The organism is Luteibacter sp. CQ10, from assembly GCF_040900725.1.
Classification (GTDB): Bacteria; Pseudomonadota; Gammaproteobacteria; order Xanthomonadales; family Rhodanobacteraceae; genus Luteibacter.
The window spans coordinates 131,213-148,477 of the sequence record NZ_JAEUYM010000004.1; the positions used below are offsets into that span (position 1 = coordinate 131,213).

General features: G+C 68.3%; 16 protein-coding genes. 7 read left to right on the plus strand and 9 right to left on the minus strand.

All coding sequences use genetic code 11. From position 1 onward, the window contains the following. Positions 1 to 104: 104 nt before the first annotated feature. A complete protein-coding gene (locus JNG39_RS16475) occupies positions 105 to 746 on the minus strand; it encodes a response regulator transcription factor (RefSeq protein WP_144915358.1) in 642 nt (213 codons plus the stop codon). Beyond that, positions 743 to 2,014 (minus strand): sensor histidine kinase, encoded by a 1,272-nt coding sequence (locus tag JNG39_RS16480; protein WP_368312977.1) that lies wholly within the window; start codon positions 2,012 to 2,014, stop codon positions 743 to 745. The genes JNG39_RS16475 and JNG39_RS16480 overlap by 4 nt, the downstream gene beginning before the upstream one ends. A 195-nt stretch (positions 2,015 to 2,209) precedes the next feature. Between JNG39_RS16480 and JNG39_RS16485 the strand changes: the two genes are divergently transcribed. From JNG39_RS16485 to JNG39_RS16510, 6 genes are all read left to right on the plus strand, one after another. Next, positions 2,210 to 2,794, plus strand: a complete 585-nt coding sequence (locus tag JNG39_RS16485; RefSeq protein ID WP_368312978.1) for a GNAT family N-acetyltransferase — start codon at positions 2,210 to 2,212, stop codon at positions 2,792 to 2,794. Continuing rightward, positions 2,791 to 3,561: a septum site-determining protein MinC gene (gene minC / locus JNG39_RS16490; protein ID WP_368312980.1), complete on the plus strand. Its 771-nt coding sequence runs from the start codon at positions 2,791 to 2,793 to the stop codon at positions 3,559 to 3,561. Before JNG39_RS16485 ends, minC begins: the two co-directional genes overlap by 4 nt. A gap of 36 nt (positions 3,562 to 3,597) precedes the next feature. Then, positions 3,598 to 4,410, plus strand: coding sequence for a septum site-determining protein MinD (minD, locus tag JNG39_RS16495; protein WP_368312981.1), 813 nt, complete (start codon positions 3,598 to 3,600; stop codon positions 4,408 to 4,410). Positions 4,411 to 4,412: 2 nt separating this feature from the next. After that, positions 4,413 to 4,676, plus strand: coding sequence for a cell division topological specificity factor MinE (minE, locus tag JNG39_RS16500; protein ID WP_144915366.1), 264 nt, complete (start codon positions 4,413 to 4,415; stop codon positions 4,674 to 4,676). After that, positions 4,673 to 5,167, plus strand: coding sequence for a hypothetical protein (locus tag JNG39_RS16505; RefSeq protein ID WP_368312983.1), 495 nt, complete (start codon positions 4,673 to 4,675; stop codon positions 5,165 to 5,167). The genes minE and JNG39_RS16505 overlap by 4 nt, the downstream gene beginning before the upstream one ends. Before the next feature lie 169 nt (positions 5,168 to 5,336). Beyond that, positions 5,337 to 6,479 (plus strand): aldose epimerase family protein, encoded by a 1,143-nt coding sequence (locus tag JNG39_RS16510; RefSeq protein WP_368312984.1) that lies wholly within the window; start codon positions 5,337 to 5,339, stop codon positions 6,477 to 6,479. A 65-nt stretch (positions 6,480 to 6,544) separates the two neighbouring features. On the opposite strand, the gene JNG39_RS16515 is transcribed toward JNG39_RS16510, so the two are convergent. From JNG39_RS16515 to JNG39_RS16540, 6 genes are all read right to left on the minus strand, one after another. Beyond that, the gene (locus JNG39_RS16515; protein ID WP_368312986.1) at positions 6,545 to 7,450 is read right to left on the minus strand and encodes a DMT family transporter; all 906 of its coding nucleotides are present in this window, start codon (positions 7,448 to 7,450) and stop codon (positions 6,545 to 6,547) included. Then, on the minus strand, positions 7,447 to 8,283 hold the full coding sequence (locus JNG39_RS16520; protein WP_368312988.1) for a glycosyltransferase family 2 protein: 837 nt from the start codon (positions 8,281 to 8,283) through the stop codon (positions 7,447 to 7,449). Before JNG39_RS16520 ends, JNG39_RS16515 begins: the two co-directional genes overlap by 4 nt. Further along, complete coding sequence (gene purL / locus JNG39_RS16525; protein ID WP_368312989.1) at positions 8,283 to 12,146, minus strand: phosphoribosylformylglycinamidine synthase; 3,864 nt, start codon at positions 12,144 to 12,146, stop codon at positions 8,283 to 8,285. The genes JNG39_RS16520 and purL overlap by 1 nt, the downstream gene beginning before the upstream one ends. Before the next feature lie 207 nt (positions 12,147 to 12,353). Beyond that, complete coding sequence (locus JNG39_RS16530; RefSeq protein WP_368312991.1) at positions 12,354 to 13,091, minus strand: DsbC family protein; 738 nt, start codon at positions 13,089 to 13,091, stop codon at positions 12,354 to 12,356. A gap of 96 nt (positions 13,092 to 13,187) precedes the next feature. Beyond that, on the minus strand, positions 13,188 to 14,114 hold the full coding sequence (xerD, locus tag JNG39_RS16535) for a site-specific tyrosine recombinase XerD (protein ID WP_368313258.1): 927 nt from the start codon (positions 14,112 to 14,114) through the stop codon (positions 13,188 to 13,190). A gap of 33 nt (positions 14,115 to 14,147) precedes the next feature. Next, the gene (locus tag JNG39_RS16540; protein WP_368312992.1) at positions 14,148 to 14,504 is read right to left on the minus strand and encodes a hypothetical protein; all 357 of its coding nucleotides are present in this window, start codon (positions 14,502 to 14,504) and stop codon (positions 14,148 to 14,150) included. Positions 14,505 to 14,693: 189 nt separating this feature from the next. Between JNG39_RS16540 and JNG39_RS16545 the strand changes: the two genes are divergently transcribed. After that, a complete protein-coding gene (locus JNG39_RS16545) occupies positions 14,694 to 15,185 on the plus strand; it encodes an RDD family protein (RefSeq protein ID WP_368312993.1) in 492 nt (163 codons plus the stop codon). Here JNG39_RS16545 and JNG39_RS16550 read toward each other — a convergent pair. Then, the gene (locus JNG39_RS16550) at positions 15,178 to 17,166 is read right to left on the minus strand and encodes a hypothetical protein (protein WP_368312995.1); all 1,989 of its coding nucleotides are present in this window, start codon (positions 17,164 to 17,166) and stop codon (positions 15,178 to 15,180) included. The two genes, JNG39_RS16545 and JNG39_RS16550, sit on opposite strands and share 8 nt — an antisense overlap. Between the last annotated feature and the right edge of the window lie 99 nt (positions 17,167 to 17,265).

The window sequence follows — 17,265 nt, forward strand, 5'->3', positions numbered from 1 at the left end:
TCGCGGCGGGGAACGCCATTGGGTCCCCTGCCCTTTTTTGCAAGCTGGCACAAGTCGGTTTTCGGCCGGAGAAGCCGTGGGTGCCCGCCCCGGTCAGCTACGGGTCAGACGATGCCCAGTTCCAGGGCCTTGAGCACCGCCCGGGTACGGTCACGGACGCCCAGCTTGGAAAGGATGTTCGAGACGTGGTTCTTTACCGTGCCTTCGGCCACGCGCAGCGAATTGGCGATTTCCTTGTTGCTGTAGCCGCCGGATAGCAGGCGCAGGATCTCGGTCTCGCGCTCGGTCAGCGGGTCGGGCTGTTCGAGGCTGGTGAACTGGTTCTGGATGCGGCCCACGCCGGCGAGCAGGCGCTGGGTGACCATGGGCGCCACCAGCGAACCGCCGGCGGCGACGGTGCGCACGGCCTCGACGAGCTGGTCGAGCGAGACGTCCTTGAGCAGGTAGCCGCGCGCACCGGCCTTCAGGCCCGAGAGCACGAGCTGGTCGTCGTCGAAGGTGGTGAGGATGATCGTGGGCGGCAGTTCGTTGCGCCCGCCGAGCGCCTGGAGCACTTCCAGGCCGCTCATGTTGGGCATGCGCAGGTCCAGCAGCACCACGTCGGGGCGTACCTGCGGAATCGTCTGCACCGCCTGGGCCCCGTCGGCGCACTCGGCCACCACGCGGATATCGCCGGCGAGGTCGAGCAGCGAACGGATGCCCTGGCGAACCAGATTCTGGTCATCAACGAGGCAGACGGAAATCATGGGTGACCCTCGAGGTGGGTGGTAAGTGTGGCATGCGACGGTCCTTCGTGATCGTCGGAAAGCCCGGTATTCAGGGCGGGCCGCGCGGGGGCATGGGCCAGCGTGGGTTCTTCGCCCAGCGGTAGCCGCGCGACGAGCCGGAAGCCGCCGCCCTCCGCCGTGCCGATGTCCAGCGTGCCGCCGAATTCGGCCAGGCGCTCGCGCATGCCGTTGAGGCCGTTCCCGGGCTTGACCTCGGCCGCGCCCGTGCCGTCGTCGCGCGCTTCCAGGCGCAGCTCGTCCGGGCCGCTATGGCGGAAGGTAAGCCACAGGTTGCGGGCCTTGGCGTGGCGCACGGTGTTGGTCAGCACCTCCTGCACGCAGCGCAGCAGCATCTGCGCGCGGCGCGGATCTTCCACGCCGAAGCGCTGCGGGATGCCCAGGTGGACGTCGAGGCCCGGCACGCCCTCGGTGAGGCTGCGTAGCGCCTGGGTGAGGTCGATGGCGTCGTCCTGGCGCAGTTCGCTCACCACTTCGCGCACGTCGGCCAGCAGCTGCTTGGCGGTGGTCTGCGCTTTCACCACGTGCTCGCGCGCGGTGTCGTTGGTGAGATGACTGGCCACCTCGAGGTTGAGCGTGAGCGCCGTGAGATGGTGTCCCACCAGGTCGTGCAGATCGCGCGCGATGCGCATGCGTTCGGCGATGCGGGTGGATTCGGCCAGCAACGCCCGCGTGGCGCGCAGTTCGGAATTGAGCCGGCGAAGTTCCTCGCGTTCTTCCGCCTGCTGGTTGGCCACCATGGAGAAGATGAACATCAGCGCGGAGAAGCCGAAATACAGGCACGACTGCATGAGCGCACCGACGAACGTGAGCTGGAAGCTCATGAACATCGGCACCAGTGCCAGGTGGGCGGCCACCATCCAGGCCATGCCGATGGGCATGCTCACCAGCCACGGCACCACCGAGGCGACCATCGTGAGCAGCAGCGCGGCCAGTCCGCTCTTGCTGATCACGCCCACCGCCAGCGCGGTTCCGGTGAGGATCAACAGGACGGTGAGACGGGTGACGCCATCCGCGCGCAGGCCCAGGTCGCGGGTGAACAGCCAGTAGACCAGCCCGAAGACGAGGTAACACGCCGTCCACGTCAGCAGCGCGATATCGCCGATCTGGTTGGGACCGTTACCGACGCGCTGGATCGACAGGGGCAGGCCCACGCAGAGGAACACGAAATACGTGGCATACCTGAGCAGGCGAACGTGATTGAGCTGAATCGTCGACATGCCGGGCATCATAGGGCTTCGACGGCGCACCGCCACCTGACGGAGGTCACGTGTGGCCCCGGACGGCACCGGCGCACCCAAGCACCGGCTTTACAACGGTTTTACATCTCCCCGGCGCACGCCACACCCCGGCATGGCGTGTCATAATGCGGCCATCCGGCGGCCTGGGGCCGCCTCCTTCCCAGACCTTTTGCGGAGCAACGAATGGCCCCTGCCATCCGCGACGTGCGCGAGCACGATCTGGATGCCGTGCTGGCGCTCAACAACGCCGGCGGCCCCAGCATCCTCGCCACGGACCCCAGCCGGCTGCGCCACCTGTTCGACATCGCCGATTACTTCCGCGTGGCCGAACAGGACGGCCGCCTGCTCGGCTTCCTCATCGCCATGCGCGAGAAAGCCGGCTACCACAGCACCAATTTCCGCTGGTTCCAGTCCCGTTACGACAGCTTCGTGTACATCGACCGCATCGTGATCGCCCCCGAATCGCGTGGCCACGGACTGGGCCGCATCTTCTATAGCGATGTACAGAGTTTTGCCGAGGTACGCGTGCCGCTCCTGACCTGCGAAGTCTTTCTCGAACCCCGCAACGACCAGACCGTGCTCTTCCACGGCACCATGGGCTTCCAGGAAGTCGGCCAGCAACAGATGGGCGAAGAAGGCCCCAAGGTGAGCCTCCTGGCGCGTGAATTGCCGAGTTTCCCCTTCGTGCGCGAGCGCTACCTCGACCAGGGCGGCCTCCCCGACGTCGACTGGCTTCGCGGCCGCCTGCTGCCGGAGGCTCGCGCATGAGCGCCCGCGCCGAATCCCTCGAAGCCGCCTGCGACCTGCGTTTCGGCCAGGTGGGCATCGCCTGCGTGCGCGTGCGTCGCGTCGATGCCGCCGCGCTGGTGGAAGAACTCGAACGCCGCGTGCGCTCGGCGCCGCAGATGTTCTCGCGCACGGCCGTGGTGCTCGACCTCTCGCACCTGCCGCGCCTGCCCGACGACGGCATGGTCGACGCCCTGCTCGAAGCCATCCGCGCCGCCGGCATGCTCCCGGTGGGCCTGGCCTACGGCACCAGCGAGACCGAAGCCCTCGCCGAACGGATGAACCTGCCGCTGATCGCCAAGTTCCGCGCGCAGTACGAGCCGGGCCAGGGCGACGCGGTCCCGGTCGACCCGCCGGCACCCGCGCGCCAGGCCCCGGCGGCGCCGACCGCGCCCGCCTCCGACGAGGCGAACGCGCCCTCCACCGCCCAGCAACACATCGGCGGCGCGGTGCGTTCGGGCCAGCAGATCTACGCGCGCGATCGCGACCTCGTGGTGATGGCGGCCGTCGCCAACGGTGCCGAGGTGATCGCCGACGGCTCCATTCACGTTTACGGCGGCCTGCGCGGTCGCGCCATGGCCGGCGCGCAGGGCGACGAATCCGCACGCATCTTCTGCACCGACTTCCGCGCCGAACTGGTGGCGATCGCCGGGCACTACCGCGTGTTCGAAGACATTCCCAAGGAATTCGAGGGCCAGGCCGTGCAATGCTGGCTCGATAATGGAAAACTCATGATCGCGCGCCTGTGACGCCGATCCCACGCTATTTTCGCGGAGAAACATCCCTTGACTGAAATCATCGTCGTCACCTCCGGCAAGGGCGGGGTCGGCAAGACCACCACCAGCGCCTCCCTCGCGACCGGCCTGGCCATCGAAGGCAAGAAAGTGGCCGTCATCGACTTCGACGTCGGCCTGCGCAACCTCGACCTCATCATGGGTTGCGAGCGCCGCGTGGTGTACGACTTCGTCAACGTCGTGCACGGCGAGGCCGCGCTCAAGCAGGCGCTCATCAAGGACAAGCGCCACGAAAACCTCTACGTGCTCGCCGCGTCGCAGACGCGCGACAAGGACGCGCTCACCCAGGAAGGCGTGGAGAAGGTGCTCGACGAGCTGGCGAAGGAAAACTTCGACTTCGTCGTCTGCGATTCGCCGGCCGGCATCGAGAAGGGCGCCCACCTGGCGATGTACTTCGCCGATCACGCCGTGGTGGTGGTCAACCCCGAAGTATCCTCGGTGCGCGACTCCGACCGCATCCTGGGCCTGCTCTCCAGCAAGACCCGTCGCGCCGAGAAGGGCGAGGCGCCGATCAAGCAGCATCTGCTGCTTACCCGCTACAACCCCAACCGCGTCGAAGCGGGCGAGATGCTCAGCGTGAAGGACGTCGAGGAAATCCTCGGCATCTCCGTGGTGGGCGTGATCCCCGAATCGGAAAACGTACTGGCCGCGTCCAACGCCGGCGTGCCGGTGATCCTCGACGACAACTCCAACGCCGGCCAGGCGTACAAGGACACCGTCGCCCGCATCCTCGGCCAGGAACGGCCGCTGCGCTTCCTCGAGCCGGTGAAGAAGGGCTTCCTCAAGCGCGTGTTCGGAGGCTAAGCATGGGCATCCTCGATTTCCTGAAGCGCAAACCCGAACCGAGTGCCGGCGTCGCCAAGGAGCGCCTGCGCATCATCGTCGCCCAGGAACGCTCGACGCGCGGCGGTCCCGACTACCTGCCGCTCCTGCGTAACGAGCTGCTCGAAGTCATCCGCAAGTACGTCAACGTCGACGTCGAGGCCGTGAACATCAACCTCGAGCGCGACAGCGGCCACGAAGTGCTCGAACTTTCCGTCGCCCTGCCGGACGGCAAGCCCGGCGCATGAGTCCGGTCGATCCCGCCGACGCGGTGCTCCGCGTCGGCGACATCGGCTTCGACGAACCGCGCACCCTGCTCGCCCACCATGGGCTGACGCTGGTGGCGGTTGCCGATGGCGAGGCCATTCCCGGCAGCTACTGGGGCGATACCGAAGCCGGCATCATCGGCACCACGGTCTACGCGCGCGCGGATACGCCCGTGCATTCGCTGCTGCATGAAGCCTGCCACCTCCTCGTGCTGCCCGAGGAAAAGCGCGCGCTGGTGCATACCGACGCGACCGATTCCATCGAGGAAGAAGACGCTACCTGCTACCTGCAAATCGTGCTGGCGGGGCGATTGCCGTCGGTCGGTTCGGCGCGTTTGATGGACGACATGGATCGCTGGGGTTACACCTATAGGCTCGGTTCCACTCGGGCATGGTTCGAGCAGGATGCCCCGGAGGCCCGGGCCTTTCTCCTGCAGCGCGGCCTTATCGCCCCCTCGGACGCCTCGCCGTAGGCACCGGCCTGCGCCCCCTGCACTCCAGGGCATCGTCATCCCGGCGCAGGTCGGGTTCCACGGCGATCCGCCTGATTTTCGCGACGGGCGACACGCGATGACGCAGCGCACCTTGTGATTTGTCCTACAAAATGCTGTCGTCCTGTCTTTCTCACGAAAGGAGTGGACGATGAGCAAGCGACACGCGGTGCTGGCGGCCGCGATCCTCCTGGCGCTGCCGATGGGTGCCCTGGCTGGCGACGCGAAGGAAGCCTCATTCGGCATGACGCCCGATGGGCATGACGTACGGGTGATTACGCTGAGCAACGCGCACGGCGTCACCGCGAAGGTACTCAACCTCGGCGCGGCGCTCTATTCGCTCGAACTACCCGACCGCGACGGCAAGCGCGCCGACGTGGTGCTGGGCTATCCCGACATCGCCGGCACCTTCGCCAAACCGCAGTATTTCGGCGACACCGTGGGCCGTTACGCCAACCGCATCGCCAAGGGCAAGTTCACCCTCGACGGCAAGGCCTACCAGGTGCCGGTGAACGACGGCCCCAACTCCCTGCACGGCGGCAAGACCGGCTTCGACAAAGTGCTGTGGACGGTCACGAAGGTCACCCCGGGCGACCGTCCCAGCGTCACCCTCACCTACGTCAGCCCCGACGGCGATCAGGGCTATCCTGGCAAGCTCACGGCCACCGCCACCTACACGCTCGACGACAAGAACGAACTGACCATCGCGTACGCGGCGACCACCGATGCGCCGACCATCGTCAACATCACCAACCACACCTACTGGAACCTCGCGGGCGAGGGATCGGGTAGCGTGATGGATCAGAACCTCATGATCGCCGGCGACGCCTACCTGCCGACCGACGCCACGGCCATTCCCACCGGTGAGATCCGTTCGGTGGCGGGCACCGATTTCGACTTCCGCAAGGCCAAGCCGATCGGGCGTGAAGTGCGCGACGCGAAGGAGCAGCAACTCGTGTTCGGGCGCGGTTACGACCACAACTGGGTGATCTCGCGGAAGGCGACCGACGCACCGCGCGAAGTGGCTCGCGTGAGCGACCCGAAGAGCGGACGCGTGCTGTCGTTGTGGTCGAACCAGCCGGGGCTGCAGTTCTACTCGGGCAATTTTCTCGACGGCACCACGTCGGGCAAGTCGGGACGCATCTATCGCCAGGGCGATGCGTTCGCGCTGGAGCCGCAGCTGTTCCCGGATACGCCGAACCAGCCTTCGTTCGGATCGGCGCGGCTGGCGCCGGGGCAGACGTATCGGAACGAGATGACGTATCGGTTTTCGGTGGATAAGAGCGCGAAGTGACGTTCTCGCTCGACCGGACGTGATGGCGCCAGGTTCCTGCGTGCGCAGGAACCCAGCGCCCCGGTTCACACCTCGTGGTGCAGCGCTTCCATCGGCTTCTTGCGGCGGAAGCGCGGCGCCAGCTCCACGAGGTACATCGCCGCCAGTACCAGCGCGCCACCGCCCGCCATGCGCCAGGTCAGCGCATCCACGCCGAGGGCCACGGCGAAGCCGGCGGCAAATACCGGCTCGGTAGTCATCACGATGGCCGCGCGCGTGGCGGGCATGTGGGCTTGTGCCCAGGTCTGCACGAGCATGGCGAACGCGCCCGCGACCAGGGCCATGTAGATCACCGAGGCCCAGGCCTTGCCGTCGGGAGGCAAGGACGGGCCGTGGTGCGGCAGGGTCGCCAGCAGGCAGACGATCGCGATGGCCGCCATCTGGATCGCCGACATGCCGAACGCATCGCCCGGTTTCGACCAGTGGCCCAGGCCCACGATGTGCAGGGCATAGAGCGCCGCGGAGCCCAACGTCAGCCATACGCCCAGGTCCACGGAAAGACCGTTGAGCGCGAGCACGCCGAGGCCGACCAGCGCCAGGAACACCGCCACCCACGTGCTGGCGGGCATGCGCTGCCGGAAGATCATCCACGCGAGCATCGGCGTGATCACCACATACATGCCGGTCACGAAGCCGCTGACGCTGGGCGAGGTGAGCGCCAGCCCCTCGGTCTGCAACCACTGCGCCACGCCGTAAAGCACGCCCAGGGCGAGGCCATGCAGGGTCCGCGTGCGACCGAGTCGCCGGACTGGCACGGCGAACACCAGCAGCATCACCGCCGCGGCCATGGCGAAACGCACCGCGAGGAAGTCGATCGGCAGCATCCGGCCGACGACGTCCTTGATCATCACGAAGGTCGACCCCCAAACCGCGGTCACGCCGAGCAACCCCAGCGTGGCGAGGCCCGCCCCTTTCGCCGGAGCGTCGCTCATCGGCGCTTCCGCAACAGCTGGCCGGGTAGCTTCGCCAGGAAGTGCGCCCAGATGCCCGCGCCCACCACGGCGCGAACCAGTGGATTCTTCGCGGCCGGATCGTGCCGACGGAACCACAGGTACATGCTGCGATGCTTGTGTCGGCTGACGAACACCGGACGACGACGGCTGGACACGCCCTTGCCGTGCAACACGCGTACGTCGCCCGCGAGCACCACGCGATAGCCCAGGTCGCGCGCACGACGACACAGGTCCATGTCTTCGCAATGCAGGAAGAAGGTTTCGTCGAAACCACCCAGGCGATCGAACGCCGCGCGGGGCATCAGCACGATGGCGCCGGAGACGATCTCGACGTCCTCGGCCCCCTCGGGCAAGGGACCGGCGATATCGATGCCGCCGGCACGGCCGAGCTTGGTGTTGATCGCGCGGCGCAGCAGCGGGTCGTAACGTCGCGACGCGGGGTCGGGACGGCCGTTTTCGTCGACCACCACCGCACCCACGATCGCCGTATGCAGGTCGAGGTGCGCGGCCATGCGCGAGATGGTGTCGGGGTCGACGAGGCAATCGGGATTGAGTACGAGCAGGCGTTCACCGCGAGCCTGCGCGACGCCACGGTTCACCGCCGGGCCGAAACCCAGGTTGGCGCGGTTGTAAATCACGCGCAGGCGATCGTCGCCGGCATGGGCGCGCTCGATCGATTCGGGTACGCCGTCGGACGAGCCGTTGTCGACGAGGATCACCTCCACCGGCACGTCGCTCGCGAGCGCGCGCGTCACGCACTCGCGAGTCAGCGGACCGCTGTTCGCGAGTACGACGACGATGCTGGTGAGCATCAGCCCACCCAGGCCCGGGCGTTACGGAAGATGCGCATCCACGGCGAATCTTCGCCCCACTGCTCCGGATGCCAGCTCATCTGCGCGCTGCGGAACACGCGTTCCGGGTGCGGCATCATGATGGTGACGCGGCCGTCGGCGGCGGTGAATGCCGCGAGGCCGCCGGGCGACCCGTTGGGATTGAGCGGATAGTGCTCGGTCGGCTTGCCGCGGTTGTCCACGAACCGAGCCGCGCCATGGCTCTTCGACGGGCTGCAGACGTTGGGGAAATGCACGCGGCCCTCGCCATGCGCCACCACCACCGGGATGCGCGAACCGGCCATGCCGCGGAAGAACACGCTGCCCGAATCGAGGATCTCGAGCGTGGCCAGGCGCGCTTCGTACTGCTCGGACTGGTTGCGCAGGAACTGCGGCCAGTGCTTCGCGTCGGGAATGATGTCCTTGAGCTGCGACAGCATCTGGCAGCCGTTGCACACGCCGAGGGCGAACTTGGAGCCGTCTTCGAAGAACCGCGCGAACTGCTCGCGCAACGCGTCGTTGTAGAGGATCGACGTGGCCCAGCCGCGTCCGGCGCCAAGCACGTCGCCGTAGGAGAACCCGCCGCAGGCGGCGAGGCCGCGGAAGTCCTTCAGGTGGTGACGCCCCGTGGCCAGGTCGGTCATGTGCACGTCCACGGCGTCGAAACCGGCACGCGTGAACGCGGCGGCCATCTCGACCTGGCCGTTGACGCCCTGCTCGCGCAGGATGGCGACGCGCGGGCGCGCGCCGGTGGCGATGTACGGCGCCGCGATGTCTTCGGCGACATCGAACGTGACCTTCGGCGAGATGCCCGGGTCGGCATCGTCCAGGCGCCATTCGCTTTCCTGGTCGGCGCTGGCCGGGTTATCGCGCAGGCGCTGCATGGCGTGGCTGGTTTCGTTCCACGCGCGGAAGAGTTCGGTCCAGTTCCACTTGAACGGCGTCTCGCCGCCGAGGTGCAGCTTGATGCCGAGCTTCTCTTTCGGGCGGCCGACGTTGTGCGTCATGCCCGCGAGATTGTGCTTGACCAGCAACTGCTCGAACGCTTCGCGGTTGGCCGAGGCCACCTGCACGACGGCGCCGAGTTCCTCGTTGAACAGCGCGCGCAACGTGGCGTCGGCCCAGCCGTCGAGGCGAAGCTCGAGGCCGCAATGGCCGGCGAAGGCCATTTCGAGCAGCGTGACGATGGCACCGCCGTCGGAGCGGTCGTGATAGGCGAGCAGCAGGCCGGCACGGTTGGCCTCCTGGATCAGTTCGAACATCCCGCGCAGGCGCTTGGGGTCGTCCAGATCGGGCGGCACGCCGCCGCCGCGGTTGAACACCTGGGTGAGCGCCGAACCGCCGAGGCGGTCCCGGCCCGCGCCGAGGTCGATCAGCCACAGGTCGGTGTCGCCACGGTCGAGCCTGAGCTGCGGCGTGAGCGTGCGGCGCACGTCGTCGACGCGGGCGAAACCGGTGATGACGAGCGACACCGGCGACACGGTTTTCTGTTTCTTGCCGTCGTCGTCGGTCCACACGGTCTGCATGGAGAGCGAGTCCTTGCCGACCGGAATGGAGATATCCAGGCTCGGGCACAGCTCCATGCCCACGGCCTTCACCGCGTCGAACAACGCGGCGTCTTCGCCGGGGTGGTTAACGGCGGCCATCCAGTTCGCGGACAGGCGCACCTCGTCGAGCTTGATGGACGCGGCGGCCATGTTGGTGAGCGCCTCGCCCACCGCCATGCGCGCGGCATCGGCGCTGGACAGCAATGCGACCGGCGCCCGCTCGGCCATGGCCATGGCTTCGCCGACGTAGCCGTCGAAGTCGGTCATGGTCACGGCCACGTCGGCTACCGGCACCTGCCACGGGCCGACCATCGGATCGCGATGGTTGAGGCCGCCGACGGTGCGGTCGCCGATGGTGATCAGGAAGTTTTTGCTGCCGACGGCGGGCAGGCGCAGCACGCGCATCAGTGCTTCGTCCATGCCGATGCCGGTCAGGTCGGCCACGAGGTCGACGCGCGGACGCACACGCGCCGCGTCGCGATGCATGCGCGGCGGCTTGCCGAAGAGCACGTCCATGCCCAGGTCGATCACGGTGAGATCGCGACGCGGATCGCGCACGATCAGGCGCGCCTCTTCCGTCGCCTCGCCCACCACCGCGAACGGGCAGCGCTCGCGCGTGCAGAACGACTCGAACAGCGCCAGGTCGTCGGGGCCGATCGCAAGCACGTAGCGTTCCTGCGACTCGTTGCTCCACACCTGCATCGGCGAGAGCGTGGGATCGTCGCAAGGCACCTTCGAGAGGTCGATGACGCCGCCGACGCCCGCATCGTTGAGGATTTCGGGAATGGCGTTGGACAGGCCGCCCGCGCCAACGTCGTGGATGCTGACGATGGGATTGCGCTCGCCGCGCGCCCAGCAGGCGTCGATCACCTGTTGGCAACGGCGCTCCATCTCGGCGTTGTCGCGCTGCACGGAGGCGAAGTCCAGTTCCGCGCTCGACGTGCCCGAGGCCACCGACGAGGCGGCGCCGCCTCCCAGGCCGATGAGCATGGCCGGACCGCCGAGCACGATCACCTTGTCACCGTGGCGCACGTCGCGCTTCTGCACGTGCTGCTCGCGGATGGCGGCCAGGCCGCCGGCGATCATGATGGGCTTGTCGTAGCCGCGGCGAAGACCCTTTTCGCCGGTTTCCTGCTCGAACGTGCGGAAGTAGCCGCCCAGCGCGGGACGGCCGAATTCATTGTTGAACGCGGCGGCGCCGAGCGGGCCGTCGCGCATGATCTCGAACGCCGTGGCCATGCGCGGCGGCAGCGGACGTTCCTTCTCCCACGGACGCGGCAGGCCGGGAATGCGCAGGTGCGACACCGAGAAACCGGTGAGGCCGGCCTTCGGCTTGCCGCCGCGACCGGTCGCACCCTCGTCGCGGATCTCGCCGCCGGCGCCGGTGGCGGCACCCGGCCACGGCGCGATGGCGGTGGGATGGTTGTGGGTTTCGACCTTGATCGCGTACGGCGCGGATTCCTTCACCGTACGGAACACGCCGTCGTTCGGGTCGACGAAGAGGCGGCTGCCCTCGTAGCCCTCGATGACCGCGGCGTTGTCGTGGTAAGCCGACAGCGTGAACTTCGGCGAGACCTTGTGCGTGTTCTTGATCATGCCGAACAGCGAGGCGTCCTGCGCCTGGCCATCGAGCGTCCACGTGGCGTTGAACACCTTGTGGCGGCAATGCTCCGAGTTGGCCTGCGCGAACATCATCAGCTCGGCGTCAGTGGGCGCGCGGCCCATCTCGGCGTAGCGCTCGGCGAGGTAGTCGATCTCGTCCTCGGCCAGCGCGAGCCCCAGGGTGCCATTGGCCTCGGCCAGGGCGGCGCGCGCGTCGCCGTCGAGTTCGACGTGGCCTAGCGGACCCGGCTCACCGGCAAGGAATAGCCCCGCCGCGTCGGCGAGGGTGGTGAGAGGCGACTGCACCATGGGATCGCAGAACGCGGCCATGACCGAGGCGTAGGCCGGGTGCGTGGCGGCCGGCAGGCCGCTGACGCGCCAGGCCATGCCGCGCTCGACGCGACGCACGTCGAAACCCGCGCCGTGCAGGATGTCGGTGGCCTTGCTCGACCAGGGCGAAATGGTGCCCAGGCGCGGCACCACCCAGAGGCTGGCGTCTTCGGGAGCGGCGTCCTTCGCCTCCAGCACGGCCAGGAGCCGCGCGCGGGCCTCGCCTTCCGGCGGCGAGGCGGCGTCCACGAAATAGGTGAACCAGGCCGCCTGAACACGCACGCCATGGTGCAGGGCTTCCAGGTGCGCGTTCAGTCGTTCGAGGCGAAACGGAGAAAGGGCGCTCTGCCCATCGATAGCGATCATGCTGGGGGAAAAGGCGCAGGGAGAATTCGCCTATTCTACATGATGTTGCGGGGCAGCATGTTTGGCGGCCGACGGCCCCCCGGACCTCGCTCTCGCTCGGTAGGAGCCGATTCATCGGCGATCAGCGTCGCAGCGTCTCCGCGCCGTTGGCTTTTCGCCGATGAATCGGCTCCTACCGGGTCGGCTTCATCGCCGCCGTTCGGACAATCAGCCGCCCTTGGCGTCGAGCACCTTCAGCATCTGCGCCGGGGTGAGGTAGCCGCCGATCACGTCGCCCTTCTCGGTGACGATGGTCGGCGTGCCGTTCACGCCCAGGCGCTCGCCCAGTTCGAATTCGTCCTTGACCGGATTGGTGCACGAGGCCGGCTTCACGGCCGCCCCCTTCATGGCTTCGTTGAAGGCGTTCTTGCGGTCGGAGGCGCACCAGACCGACACGGCCTTGGTATACGACGGCGTGTCGTTGCCGGCGGTGGTCTTCACGCCCTCACGCGGCCAGAACACGTATTCGACCGCGATGCCCTGCTTGTTGTACTCGTCGATGTGCGCGTGCAACTGGCGGCAGAAGCCGCAGTCGACGTCGGTGAACACGGTGACGGTGTGCTTGGGGTTGGCCGGCGCGTAGATGAGCCGTTGCGAGGCCGGCACCTTGGCCAGGGCGTCCTTGCGCGTGCCCGCCCAGGCGGCAGCGCTCAGGTCGGTCTTGTCCTTGAGGTCGATGAGGTTGCCGTTGATCATGTAGCGGCCGTCGGCGCTCACGTAGACCATGCGGCCGGTGGCCACGACCTGGTAGAAACCCGCCATCGGCGCGGGCGTGATGCTTTCGACCTTGATGCCGGGCGCCAGCGCCTCGACGGCCTCACGGGCGGCCTTGCCGCCATCGTCGGCGGCGCAGGCGGTGACGGCGAACGCGCCCAGCATCAGCGCGGGGAGAAGTCTCTTGAACATCGGTACGGCTCCATGTGTAACCGGGGGAAGGTGGGGACGCGGCCCTGTTGGAACGCGCGCCGCGCCATCGGTTCCCCCGATTGTGGCATGGAAGTCTCAGCCGCGAGGGTGATGCTGCGCGTGAAGACGCTTCAGCCCTTCCTTGGCGACCAGCGTGTAGATCTGCGTCGTGCTCAGGGCGCTGTGACCCAGCAGCATCTGCAGGGCGCGCAGGTCGGCGCCATGGTTGAGCAAATGGGTGGCGAACGAATGCCTCAGCACGTGCGGCGATACGCGCTTGGCCGGGATGCCCACCTGCACGGCGTAGCGCTTGACCAGCGTCCAGAACATCTGCCGGGTCATCGCGTCGCCGCGGCGGGAGAGGAACAGCGCCGCCGGCTGCCCATGCCCCTGGGCCAGGCCGGGCCGGGCCTCGCGCAGGTAGGTGTCGATATGAGCCAGTGCTTCCTCGCCCACCGGCACGAGGCGATCCTTGCCGCCCTTGCCGGTCACGCGCAACACGCCCTGGCGCGTGTTCAGGCCGACGAGCGGCAACTCGACGAGTTCCGAAACGCGAAGGCCCGACGAGTACATCAATTCCAGCATCGCACGGTCGCGCATGCCCAGGGCCGTGCCGGTATCGGGCGCGACGAGCAGGGCCTCGATCTCGCGTTCGGCGAGCGCCTTGGGCAAGCCGCGCGGCATGCGTGGGCGCTGCATGAGCAGGGTGGGATCTTCGCGCCCGCCGTCGTCGCGGGCCAGTTGCGCATAGAAGCGCCGGAAGGCCGATTGCCGTCGCGCCATGCTGCGCACCGACACCGGCTGGCTGCCGTGATAGGCGGACAGATCGTCGCGACCGGCCGTATCGAGCGTTCGGCCGCGCGTCGTCAACCAGCGCGCCAGTTGCTCCAGGTCGCGCCGGTATGCCTCGAGGGTACGCTCGGCCAGGCCGTCCTCGGACCACACTCGCTCGATGAAACGCGCGATCAGGAGGGTATCGGCAGGGGCGATGCCGCCTGGCGCGGGGTGTTCGTGGGTGGACATGGACACGATGGTCTCATGTCCGCCCTGCCCGGCTCAAAGGCGCTCGACGCTGGTCTTGTACGCGGCGATGACGTAGGAAAGCTGGTACTCCATGCCTTCTTTCAACGACCCGCGATCGGCCTCGGACATCTTGAGCCGCCGAGCGGCAAGCGCCGCGCGCTGCATGGCTTCGGACAATTCATCCGCGGCTTGCTGGAAGGTCGCCAACGCTTCATCCAACTGGGCGCCCGCTCGAATCGACGCCAGCGCGGGCGTCGCCGTGAAACGTTTGTCCGCCTCATCCCTCAGCGACTGGAATTCGACCGGCGAAACGGTCTCGTCCTTGTCGATATCCTGCCATTTCTTCTTCAACGAACCGGTGAGTACGCTTACGTCGAATTCCAGTGCCACGGCCATCTCCTTCAGTGCGTCCAGTGGATAAAAGGCGCCTTGGGGGCGCTTTCGAAAAACTACGCGCAGACGCGTCGTATGCCCCGAAAAATCGATGGGTGTTAACGGATCGCCGGAAGAGAGTCCATTGAACGGCAAGGAACACCGGCCGGGAAACGCCACGGGCCTCGGTCGACGCATAATGGCGCCATGAATGCAGCTTCCGTGATCGCCCCTGCCTGGCGCCGCTTCGCGGCCATCGTCTACGACCTGCTCGCCGTGGTCGCCATCGTCATGGTCGTGGGATTGATCGCGCAGGTGGTCACCGGTGGCCGCATCGCCGACGAGAGGGGCCACCTGCTGGCCTGGTGGTACCAACCGTTGCAGGGGCTGGTCGTGGGCGCGTATTTCTTCGTTTCCTGGACGCGGGGCGGCCAGACCCTGGGCATGCGCCCGTGGCGCATCCGCGTGACCGACGCCGCCGGTCGCGCGGCCGGTGGGCGACGCGGGCTCATCCGCCTCGTGGTGGCTGCCCTCCCCCTGCTCCTGCTGGCGCTTTATCCGCTGACCTCGTTACGGGTCGCGCTGGCCGCGCCCCTGGTGGGCTGGGCACTGCTCCTGCTGCCCGCCCTTTTCGACCATCGGCGACGCGGCGTGCACGACATGCTGGCCGGTACCGAGGTCCGCCGCCTGCCTACTTGAACTGATCGCTGGCGGGCACCCATGAGCCGCTGGCGGAAGGGGCGGCCTGCACGTTGATCTTGATCGACGGCGCGCAGGCGGCGGGCAAGGGCCCGCCGGCCACGCGCGCGGTGGCGCAGAAGGCGGCGTTGTCGACCGCCACCGGAGCGGCCGCCACGGTGGACGAATCGGCGGGCGGCAGGTCGGGGGCCAGGGGTTTGGACGGTGCCATGGTCTGGTTCTTCACCAGGTTGCTCGCGTTGGCGGCATCGGGCTTCGGCGGCGGATCGCCGCCGCAGCCGAGCGTGAGCAGCGAAATGGCGTTCATCTTGCCGCCCGCGCTACCGGGGCCCGCCACGCAGTTCAAGCGCAGTCCGCGCGGCAACGGCACCGTGAAGTGCGCCGTCGCCTTGTCCGCCGCCCGTCGTACGGCCGTGTCCACCGAGGATTCGTTCTTCGGCGTCCAGTCCTTGTCGAAGCGCGTCGCCTGGTAGTCCACGTGCACGTGCGCGCCGGGATGCAGGGTGACGTCGCCGCGCGGTTTCAGTTCCGTATAGGCACCGACCTGGCCGGTCTTGTCGCCCTGTCCGCCCACCACGCCATCGGCGCGATCCGACGTGCCGTTGGCACCGGTGAGGCGATTGCTGTCTTCCACGCCGCTCGGCGCGCCCGGCTTGCCGCTTTCGGCACTGGCCCCGGGCGTATTCGAACCCGACGCCGAGGCGGTGGTCACGCCCGGGGCGGACGGAATACTCGATCCGCTCGGCGATGGCGTGGACCGCTCGCCGACCTTGCCCTGCTGGGCGGCAGCCTGCGCGGTGGATTCACCCGCCGCGTTCGCACCGGGTGCCTCGCCGGGTGGCGAAGGACTGGCATCGGCGCCGGCGACCGGACGCTGAAGTTCCGCCGGGGTGACCGCCGGGGCCTGCACGACGGGACGGTCCGGCGACGTGTCCGGTGCGCCGACGGCAGGCTTCGCGACCGCGTCGGGCAACGGCACGGCTTCGAGCTCGCTCTCCGTCTCGACGGCCGGCGCGCGGATCGCCTCCACGGCGACCTTCGGCGGCACAGGACGATCCACCGGCGTGAGCTGCGGGGCGGGCGGCGCCGAGGGCTCCTGCGCGATGGCGGGCAGGGGCGTGTCCTGCGGCGTGGGTGGCGCGGACGATGCCTCCACCTCCGGACGCGGCACCGTGGCGAGCGTCATCGCCACGGTCGGAACGGGCGCCGTGTGATCGGAGGTGATCTGCGGCGTCTCGGGCGTCACCGCCATCTGCGATGCCGGCGTGGGAGGGATCGCCAACGAGGCCGGTGGCGGCATCGGCGCCGTGCCCTCGACTTGCGGCTTGCGCACGGGGTCGGGCTGGAAACGGGGCGGCACCACCTGCGGTTTCGGCGTATCGACCGCGAGGTCGGGCGGCGCCTGCGCCGGGATGGGCACCCGCTCCAGATCCGGCTGCCGGGGCGGCGCCTTTGGCGGCACGGGCGGCTTCTGCGCAACGGCTTCGACGCTGGGCGGCGGGGCGGCGGGTTTCGGTGCGGGTTTCGTCCTGGACACGGGCGCGGCCGGCGTCGCCACGGCCGGGCGGGTTTTCGCCGCACTCGCGACGGCGGCCGCCCGCGAGCCGCTCGACGCCGAGCTGGCCTTGGAATGCTTCGTTTTCCACAGCGTCTGCACGACGGGCGCGCGCGATGGCGTGCCGCGCGCCGGCGGTTTGGGCGGTGGCGGCTTGTCGATCAGGCGCACCTGCAGCGCATTGGTGGACTCCGGTTCGGGCGGCGGCGGAGGCGGCACATACGCCGGACCGAGCACCATGGCGAACAGGAAGAAGACGTGGATCAGGATCGTGCCGACCCATCCGGCGATGCGGCGTCCGCTGGCGCCCGGTTTCTGCCGAAGCGTCCGGCGATAGACGAGCGCCTGCATGGCCGCCTCGCGCGGCGAGACGGGCAGCGATGTCGAGGCGATCGAGGGATCGCTGTCCGGGGGAAGCGTAGGCATCGGCGGTAGTGTCCATGTTGGACGCGCCGCAGACAATCACGCGCTTCGCCGAGGCATCCCTACCGTCGCACCGGCGCAGGCCGGTGCCTGCGGCCGCGA